Origin of the sequence: Rathayibacter sp. AY1C5 (assembly GCF_002931705.1) — a bacterium.
GTDB lineage: Bacteria > Actinomycetota > Actinomycetes > Actinomycetales > Microbacteriaceae > Rathayibacter.
Window position 1 is genome coordinate 1 of record NZ_PSWD01000049.1, and the last position, 9,161, is coordinate 9,161.

Consider the following 9,161-nt stretch of genomic DNA (forward strand, 5'->3'; position numbering starts at 1 on the left):
CCGCCGCCCTCCCCGACAGGACCCCTGCGATGACGCACCTCCCCTCCGGCCGCTCCCTGACCGCCTCCCTCGCGGCGCTCGCCGCCACGGGCGCGCTCCTGCTGGGCTCGCTGCCCGCCGCCGCGGTCGAGGCCCCGTCCTCGGCGTCCTCCGCCGTCGCCTCCGCCGCGGTCCTCCGTGCCGGCGAGCAGCTCGCGCGCGGCGAGCGCCTGGTGTCCCCCGACGGCGCCTCCTCCCTCGTGATGCAGACCGACGGCAACGCCGTGGTCTACGCCGCCGGCGGCCGTCCCACCTGGGCCTCGGGCACGCAGGGGCGCGGCGACAGCCTGCGGATGCAGGACGACGGCAACCTCGTCGTGTACGCCGCGGACGGGCGCCCGGTCTGGGCGAGCGGCACGGTGGCAGACCCCGGCGGCGAGCTGCGGATGCAGGACGACGGCAATCTCGTCATCTACCGCCGCAGCGGCTCGGCCGCGTGGGCCAGCAGCATCGGCGGCCGGATCGACGAGCCGCGCACCGACACCCTCCGCCGCGGCAGCACCCTCTACGCGGGGAACCGGCTCGCCACCCCGGGAGGCACCACGGCGGTGATGCAGGCGGACGGCAACCTCGTCGTCTACGGGCAGGGCGGGGCTCTCTGGGCGAGCGGCACCCGCGGCCGGGGCAACGTCCTCCGGATGCAGGACGACGGGAACGCCGTGGTCTACACCGCGGACGGCGCGCCCGTCTGGGCCTCGGACACGTCCGGCGAGCCGGGCGCCACGATGGTCCTCCGCGAGGGCGATCTCCGGATCGCGGACGACTCCGGCGTCCTCTGGAGCAGTGCTGCGCTCGTCGTGCGCGACTCGCTCTCCCCGAGCGGCCTCGTCGTCGCGGGCACGCGGCTGACCTCGGCGAGCGGGCAGTGGCGGGCCGAGATGCAGCGCGACGGCAACTTCGTCGTCTACGGGCCGAACGGCGCGGACTGGGCGACGAACACCTCCTCCGCCTCCGGCGCCGCCTTCTCGATGAGCTCCGAGGGCCGGCTCGACGTGGCCGACTCCCGGATCCTCTGGCTGCGGTTCCCGAGGATCTCCTTCGACATCGGCCAGAGCGGCGTCGTCGCGCCCTACCGCCTCGTGCTGCAGGACGACGGCCGCCTCGTCGAGTACGACGGCATCGGACGGGCCGTCTGGGCCAGCAGGGGCTGACGCGCGACGCATGATGGAGGGGTGAGCGACCCCGGCGACTTCATCCGCTCGGCCCTGGAGTACGAGGGCGACGTCTGGCGCGCGCAGGACGTGCGCGAGCGCCTGGGATCAGGGCTCGACTCGACGGGCGCCTCGGTCGGGGCGGTCCGCGGCACCGTCCGCGACGCGCTGAGGAAGTTCCGCTCGCTCGAGCACGACGACGTGACCGCCCTCTCCTCCGAGCTGTGGGAGCAGGCGGTGTTCGAGCCGCGGCTGGCGGCCGTCGTGCTGCTGCAGTCCCGAGCCGAGTGGCTGCGCGGCTCCGACCTCACCCGGCTCGAGGGCTTCGTCCGCGACTCCCGCGTGGACGAGCTGAGCGACCCGCTGGCCCGCGACGTCGTCGCTCCGCTCCTGGCCGGGCTGCGCGGTGCGGCGCGGACCCGGGCGGACGCGGTCCTCGACCGCTGGGAGGCGGAGGGCGGGCGCCTGGCGCGCGCGGCCTCCCTGGCGCGGGCCTCGGTCCGGACGGAGCACGGCTGAACGGCCGCTCGGACCGACCGCCCCGCGGAGCCGGACGCCTGCTCAGGCGGCCCGGTACTCCTGAGCCGCCGTGCCGTCCGCCACCCGGATCCGCGTGTCGAACTCCAGCCCGGGATCGACCCGGTGCGCGATCAGGACCACCGTCCGCCCCTCGGCGGCGCGGAGCAGATCCCCGAGCAGAGCGTCGGCCACGGGAGCGTCCACCGACGCCGTCGGCTCGTCCAGCACCAGGACGCGGAAGTCGGCCAGGAGTGCGCGTGCGAGGGCGATCCGCTGAGCCTGGCCGCCCGAGACGAGCGAGCCCCGCTCCCCCACCCGCGCGTCGAGCCCGCCGCGTGCAGCAAGCCAGCTGCCTAGCCCGACCCGCTCCAGCACCGCCTCGAGCACGGCGCCATCGGCCTCGGGCCGCGCGAAGAGGAGGTTCTGCCGGATCGTGTCGTCGAAGAGGTACGGCTGCTGCTCCACGAGCCCGACCCGCTTCCGCACCTCCGCCTGCGGTAGCGTGCGCGCCTCGACTCCGCCCAGGAGGTAGCTGCCGGAGTGGTCGAGGAAGCGCACCAGAGCGTGCGCGAGCGTCGTCTTCCCGGAGCCGCTGCCGCCGGTGACGAGGACGCGCGCACCCTCCGGCAGGTCGAGCGAGACGCCCCGCAGCGCGGGCGTGTGCGCGCCGGGCCAGCTCACCGACAGGTCGCGCAGGACGATGCCGGCGCCCCGGGGAGCCGGGGCGTCCGGGTCCACGTCCGCGTCGGTCGCGAGCGCCGGCGACGCCGCCTCGGCGTCCAGATCGGCCAGGCGCTGAGCGCTCGAGAGCGCGGTGCGCGCCGCCTGCACGGCGAGCGGCGCGGCGGCGGCGACCTCGAAGACCGCGAGCGGCACGAGCGCGACGACTCCCAGCGCCGGACCGCCGAGGTCGCCGATCGCCGGGATCCCCAGCGCGAGGCCCGCCCAGACCGCACCGCCCGAGCAGAGGGCGAGGACGGCCGCGGCCAGTCCGGCGGAGGCCGCCCGCCGACGCGCCGCCCGGGCGAGCGACTCCTCCGCGCGTGCCACGTCCGCCAGAGCGTCACCCGCCGCATCGAAGGCGATGAGCACGTCGAGGCGGGTGACCAGCAGGTTGAGGCGCTCGGCCAGCTCCCCGCGCAACGGCGCCAGCTCGCGGTCCGCCTGCGCGGAGAGCCGGCCGGCGCCCAGAGCCCCGCCGGCGAAGGCGAGGACGAGCAGCGCCAGCAGCACGGCACCCATCGCCGGCAGCAGCAGCCAGACGCCGACCACCGAGACCGCAGCGACCAGCGCCGCGACGACCAGCGGCTGCACGACGCGCAGCGGCACGTCCTGCTGGGCGTCGACGTCCGCCACCACCCGGGAGACCAGGTCGCCGCGGCGCACGCGGCCCAGCCCGTCCGGCGCGACCGGCACCAGGCGCTCGTAGACGCCCGCCCGGAGCTCCGCGAGCGCGCGGAAGGCGGCGTCGTGGCCGGTCAGCCGCTCGAGGTAGCGGAAGAAGGCCCGCGCCAGCGCGAAGGCCCGCACGCCCACGACGGCCATGGAGAGGAACAGGATCGGCGGCTGCTCGGCCGCGCGGACGATCAGCCAGGCCGAGCAGGCCAGCAGCGCCACGACGGCCGAGGAGGAGAGCAGCCCGAAGGACAGCCCCGGCAGGAAGCGGCGCGGCCCGGGCATCGCGGCGCGGAGGACGTCGGAGCGGTTCACCTCGCGACCGCCCCCGCCGGCGCCAGGGCGATCACGGCATCGGCCGCCGCGACGGTCGCGGGCCGGTGGCTGGCGACGACGACGATCGTCCCGCTCTCCGCCAGCGTCCTGAGTCCGGCGAGCAGCGCCCGCTCGGACTCCTCGTCGAGGGCAGCGGTCGGCTCGTCCAGGGCCAGCACCGCGCACCCGCGCTCGAGCAGGCGGTGCACGGCGCGGGCGACGGCGACGCGGGCGCTCTGCCCGCCCGAGAGGCCCGTCCCCTCGGCGTCGAGCCGGCGCTCGGGGTCCACGTCGACGGCGGCGATCGCCAGGGCCCGCCGCACGCGCTCGGGGTCCGGCGAGAGTGCTCCGAGCCCGACGGCGGAGGCGACGCTCCCCGGGAGAAGGTCGGGCCGCTGGCCCGCCCAGGCGAGCGTCGACCGCAGATCCGCGACCGGCGACCCGCCGAGCAGCAGCGTGCCCGAGAAGGGCACGAAGCCCGCGAGCGCGGCGATCAGCGTCGACTTCCCGGACCCGCTGGGCCCGGTCACCACGGTGATCGACCCGACGGGGAGCACCGCGTCGACAGGAGCGAGCGTCCGCCCGCGTCCGTCGTCGACCGCGAGACCCCGCAGCTCGAGCGCCCCCGTCGCCGCCGGGGCCTTCCCGCGAGCGGGCAGGGCCGCCGCGCGCTCGAGGACGGCGAAGGCGCGGTCCGCCGCCTGCACCCCGTCGGCCGCCGCATGGAACTCGGCACCGACCTGGCGCACCGGCAGGAACACGTCCGGCGCCAGCACCAGGACGAACAGCCCGACGGCCAGCCCCAGCGAGCCGTCGACGAGCCGCAGCCCGATCGAGACGGCGACCAGCGCGACCGAGAGCGAGCCGGCGAGCTCCAGCACGAAGCCGCTGACGAAGGTCACTCGCAGCACCTTCATCGTGTGCACGCGGTAGTCCTCGGTCAGCGCGCGGATCCGCGTCGCCTGCCGCTCGGCCCGCCCGAAGATCTTGAGTGTTGCGAGGCCGCCGACGGTGTCGACGAAGCCGGACGCGAGCGCCTGCAGCCGCTCCCACTGCCGCGCCTGCACGGCCTGGGTCGCCCAGCCGATCAGCACCATGAACACCGGGATGAGCGGCAGGGTCACCACCAGGAACACCGCGCTGAGCGGATCGGCGAGGAAGACCACGAGCGTCAGGAGCGGCGTCGCCACCGCGGTGGCGATCAGCTGCGGGAGGTAGCGGGCGAAGTAGCCGTCGAGGGAGTCCAGTCCGCCGCCCAGCAGCGCGACGACCCCGCCCGAGCCCCCTTCGGAGCGGCCCGCCGGGCCGAGCTCGACCAGTGCGGCGAGGACCGCCTGCCGCAGCTGCGCCTTCGCTCCTGCTCCTCCGCGTACCGCGTTCACCTCGGTCGCCCAGGCGAGAGCCGCCCGCGCCGCGACGACCGCGAGCAGGGCGGCCAGCAGCGGCGCGAGATCGTCGGCGCTCCTCCCGTCGACCGCACCGGCCACCAGCTGCGCCACGAGCCACGCGAAGGCGACGATCGCCAGGGTCCTCGCCAGCGCGAGCACCCCGCCGAGCAGGAGGAACACGCGGGCCGCCCGGGCGTAGCGGAGCAGGCGCGGATCGAGGGGCTTCACGTCAGTGGGCGTCGACCGGGATGTGCGCGCGGCTGATGCGCTTGCGGAAGATCCAGTAGGTCCAGGCCTGGTAGCCGACGATGAGCGGCACGAACACCAGGGCGGTCCAACTCATGACCGCCAGCGTATAGGGCGTGCTGGAGGCGTTCTCGATCGTCAGCCCGTAGGCGGGGACGTTCGAGGCCGGCATCACCGCGGGGAACAGCGTCGCGAAGAGGGCGAGCACGGCGAGCGCGATGGTGCCGGCCAGCAGCGCGAAGGCGCGTCCCTCCCGGCCTCGCGTGATCGCGAGCCAGCCGCCGACGAGGGTCGCGGCCGCGCCCGCCGAGAGCGCCCAGGAGGCGGTGCTCCCCTGGCCGAGGTTGGTCCAGGCCAGGAAGACCGCGGCGACGACCACGGTGAGCAGCCCCGCGCGGGTCGCCAGGCGGCGCGCACGCTCGCGGATCTCCCCCTCCGTCTTCAGGGCGACGAAGACGACTCCGTGCGTGAAGAAGAGCAGGAGGGTCGTCGCTCCGCCCAGGAGCGCGTAGGGGTTCAGCAGGTCCAGGACGGTGCCGGTGAAGTTGTGGTCGGCGTCCATCGGGACGCCCTGCACGATGTTCGCGAAGGCCACGCCCCAGAGGAAGGCGGGCACCGCGGAGCCGACGACGATCATCGTGTCGAAGCGCCGCTTCCACTGCGCCTCCGGACGCTGGTGCCGGTACTCGAACGAGACGCCGCGGGCGATCAGCGCGAGCAGGATGAGCAGAAGCGGCAGGTAGAACCCGCTGAAGAGCGTGGCGTACCACTCCGGGAACGCGGCGAACAGGGCGGCGCCGGCGACGATCACCCACGTCTCGTTCAGGTCCCACACCGGGCCGATCGTGTTGATCAGCACGCGGCGGTCGGTGTCGTCGCGCCCGAGGAACGGGAGCGACATGCCGACGCCGAAGTCGAACCCGTCGAGGACGAAGTAGCCGATGAAGAAGAACGCGACGATCCAGAACCAGAGAACGGCGAGATCCATGAGGGGTGCCTCCTAGTAGACGGTGCCGACGAGCTGCGGGCGACCGCTCTCCTCGTCGACCTCGGGAGCGTCGTCGGGGCCGGCCTGCGCGGCCCGCTTGATCAGGCGGAACTCGACCACGGCGAGCGTGCCGTAGATCGCGGTGAAGGCGAGCAGCGAGATCAGGACCTCGAGGCCGCTCACTCCGGGCGAGACTCCGTCGGCGGTCTTCAGCAGTCCGAACACGAGCCACGGCTGGCGGCCCATCTCGGTGAAGACCCAGCCCACGATCATCGCCATCAGCGGCAGCGGGGCGGCCCAGATCGCGACCTTCCACATCCACTGCTTCGGCTCGCGGCCCTTCCGGGTGAACCAGAGGCCGGCCGCGGCGATGCCGATGGCCAGGACGCCGAGGGCCATCATCCAGCGGAACGACCAGTAGGTGACCCAGATGATCGGCGTGTAGTCGCCGGGTCCGTAGACCTGGGTGTACTGCGCCTGGAGGTTGTTGATGCCCTCGACCGTGCCGGTGAAGGTGTGCGTCGAGAGGAAGGAGAGCAGGTAGGGGATGCGGATCGAGAACAGCTCGCTCGAGCCGTCCGGCGTGCCCCAGGTGAAGACGGAGAAGGAGGCGTCGACGCCCGTGGAGGTCCTGTAGAGCGCCTCCGCGGCCGCCATCTTCATCGGCTGCGTGTCGACCATCGCGAGGCCGAGCGAGTCGCCGGTGAACAGGGTCAGGCCGCCGCTGACGAGCATCATCCAGGCGCCGAACCTCAGCGCGGGGCGCATGGTCTCGTGGTGCTGGTTCCGCGAGAGGTGGTAGGCCGCGACGCTGATGATGACGGCGGCCGAGACCATGAAGCAGGCGAAGATCGTGTGCGGGAACGCGGCGAGAGCGACCTTGTTGGTGAGGAGCGCCCAGATGTCAGTGAGCTCCGCGCGGCCCTTGGTCTCGTTGATGCGGAAGCCGACCGGGTTCTGCATGAACGCGTTCGCGGCGATGATGAAGTAGGCCGAGAGCGTGGTGCCGAGCGTGGTCAGCCAGATGGTGGCCAGGTGCAGCTTCTCGGGCAGCTTGTCCCAGCCGAAGATCCAGAGGCCGATGAAGGTCGCCTCGAGGAAGAAGGCGAGCAGGCCCTCGAACGCCAGCGGGGCCCCGAAGACGTCGCCGACGAAGCGGGAGTAGTCGCTCCAGTTCATCCCGAACTGGAACTCCTGGACGATCCCGGTCACGACGCCCATCGCGAAGTTGATCAGGAAGAGCTTCCCGAAGAACTTCGTCAGCTGCAGGTAGTGCACCTTCCCGGTGCGCACCCAGCAGGTCTGGAAGATCGCGACGGTGAGCGCCATGCCGATCGTGAGCGGCACGAACAGGAAGTGGTAGATCGTCGTCAGACCGAACTGCCATCTCGACAGCAGGAGCGGGTCCAGGAGTTCGTTCACAGCTCCGAGAGTAGGTCGGCGGAAGGGGTCCGACGGCCTCCGATCCCAGTACTGGGGCGGATGTGCGGCCTTCCGCGAGCTCCTGGCGGCACCCTTTCCGGGGTGGCCCCGGACGCCCCTCCGAGCGCTCCCGCCGACCGGTCGCTCGACGTCGAGACAGTCCCTCTCGACGTCGAGGGAGTTCCCCGCGCGGCGACTGCCGAGCGGGGCTCGCCTCCGTCGGACCAGCCGCCGCCGGCCTCTCGACGCCGAGCGATCAGGCGGGCGACGGAGCGCTGAGACTTCCTCTCACGGGCCTTCAGCGGATTCCCAGGCGCACATCCGCGAGATCGGTTCTGGGAAACCGTTCAAGAGACTCCCGGGGCCGATGCCGAGGCGCCATCGGCGGGCGCCCCGCGGTCAGCCGGCGTCGACGCGCGAGCGGGAGCCGGAGAACCAGGCGGGCGCCTGGAAGCCGTACTTCAGCACGGGCAGGTCGCGGGTGAGGCGCCAGTAGCCCAGTGCTGCCGCGACGCCTATCCCGCAGACCAGGAGCGGCACGACCGGCCCGATGACGTCGAGCCAGCGCTCTCCGTCGAAGAGCAGCAGGGCGCTCGTGGCGAGCGAGACGAAGAGGACGTGCACCACGTACACCGGGAGCGTGTTGCGGCCGATGAAGGTGATCCAGCCCGCGCCGCGCCGGTTCGAGAGGAAGCGGGCGACCACGAGCCCGGCGAGGACCGCCAGCACGCTCACCAGGACCAGCCCGATCGTCAGCAGCGGGAAGCGGGCGCGGACGGCGAGGATCACGCCGGCGAGCACGAGGAACAGCACGCCGAAGCCGACTCCGCTGAGGATCCCGCGGCGCTCCACGAACGCGATCACCGCGTTCCGCAGGTAGAGGCCGAGCAGGAAGAACATCAGGTAGCGGGCCATGCCGTCCCAGGCGATGTTCCCGGTGCCCTCGGAGGTGCTGGAGCGGACGGCGTACCAGACCACGGCGATCGCGGTCGCGATGCCGATCTGCACCCGCCAGTCGATCCGGCCCTGCGCGAGCTTGGCGGCCACGAAGAAGATCGTGAGCGCGTAGAGGAACCAGAGCCCGTTGTGCGGCATCACCGGCTGGAGGAGCAGCGCGAGCGGGTCGGACTCGTCGGTGCCGCCCGGGTTGGGCACCACCAGGAAGAAGAGGAACCGCACCACGGACCAGAGCAGGAAGGCCCAGACCAGCAGGCTCAGCCGCGAACGCCAGAGCTCCGGCCACGACCGGGTGAGCACGGAGCCGGCGAACAGCCCCGAGGCGAGGAAGAACAGCGGCATCCGGAAGGTGATGAGGAGGAGGTTGATCTCGTTCCACGAGTCGGGGGCGATCCCGGCCGTCGTGGTCCACTGCACGGAGTGGGCCAGGGCGACCAGGATGATCGCGATGCCCTTCGCCGTGTCCACCCAGGTGATGCGTGCGCGTGCCATGAGTCCTCGTCGTGATCGTCCATCGGAAGTCGGCCGGCGGCGACGATGGCGATGGCGATGTGCAAGTGTCGCACGGCTGTGCATCCTCTGTGATGTTCTGCGCATATTCGATCACGGCGATCCGGTGACGGAGAGACGGCCACCGGGTGCGCGGGTCCTCGGCCGGCCGCCTCGTGGACGACGCGCCCCCGCCGATGCCCGAGGATCGAGCCATGACTCGAGCGACGCCCCCCGGCTCCGCCCCCGACC

General features: G+C 73.0%; 7 protein-coding genes. 2 read left to right on the forward strand and 5 right to left on the reverse strand.

Annotation, left to right across the window (positions count from 1 at the left end; genetic code table 11):
* Both C5C57_RS17200 and C5C57_RS17205 read left to right on the forward strand, forming a co-directional pair.
* Positions 1-1,190 (forward strand): hypothetical protein (locus C5C57_RS17200; protein WP_219827762.1); only part of this gene is annotated, 1,190 nt, incomplete at its 5' end.
* A 21-nt stretch (positions 1,191-1,211) separates the two neighbouring features.
* Positions 1,212-1,709 (forward strand): DNA alkylation repair protein, encoded by a 498-nt coding sequence (locus C5C57_RS17205; protein ID WP_104225639.1) that lies wholly within the window; start codon positions 1,212-1,214, stop codon positions 1,707-1,709.
* Positions 1,710-1,751: 42 nt separating this feature from the next.
* Here the strand turns inward: C5C57_RS17205 and cydC are convergent, their stop codons facing one another.
* From cydC to C5C57_RS17230, 5 genes are all read right to left on the reverse strand, one after another.
* Entirely contained in the window at positions 1,752-3,419 is a 1,668-nt protein-coding gene (gene cydC, locus C5C57_RS17210) for a thiol reductant ABC exporter subunit CydC (protein WP_104297927.1), read from the reverse strand.
* Complete coding sequence (gene cydD, locus C5C57_RS17215; RefSeq protein WP_104246539.1) at positions 3,416-5,035, reverse strand: thiol reductant ABC exporter subunit CydD; 1,620 nt, start codon at positions 5,033-5,035, stop codon at positions 3,416-3,418. Before cydD ends, cydC begins: the two co-directional genes overlap by 4 nt.
* Before the next feature lies 1 nt (position 5,036).
* A complete protein-coding gene (gene cydB, locus C5C57_RS17220) occupies positions 5,037-6,041 on the reverse strand; it encodes a cytochrome d ubiquinol oxidase subunit II (RefSeq protein ID WP_104246540.1) in 1,005 nt (334 codons plus the stop codon).
* Between the two features lie 12 nt (positions 6,042-6,053).
* Entirely contained in the window at positions 6,054-7,463 is a 1,410-nt protein-coding gene (locus C5C57_RS17225) for a cytochrome ubiquinol oxidase subunit I (RefSeq protein ID WP_104297928.1), read from the reverse strand.
* Between the two features lie 399 nt (positions 7,464-7,862).
* Complete coding sequence (locus C5C57_RS17230; RefSeq protein ID WP_104348320.1) at positions 7,863-8,912, reverse strand: acyltransferase family protein; 1,050 nt, start codon at positions 8,910-8,912, stop codon at positions 7,863-7,865.
* Positions 8,913-9,161: the final 249 nt, after the last annotated feature.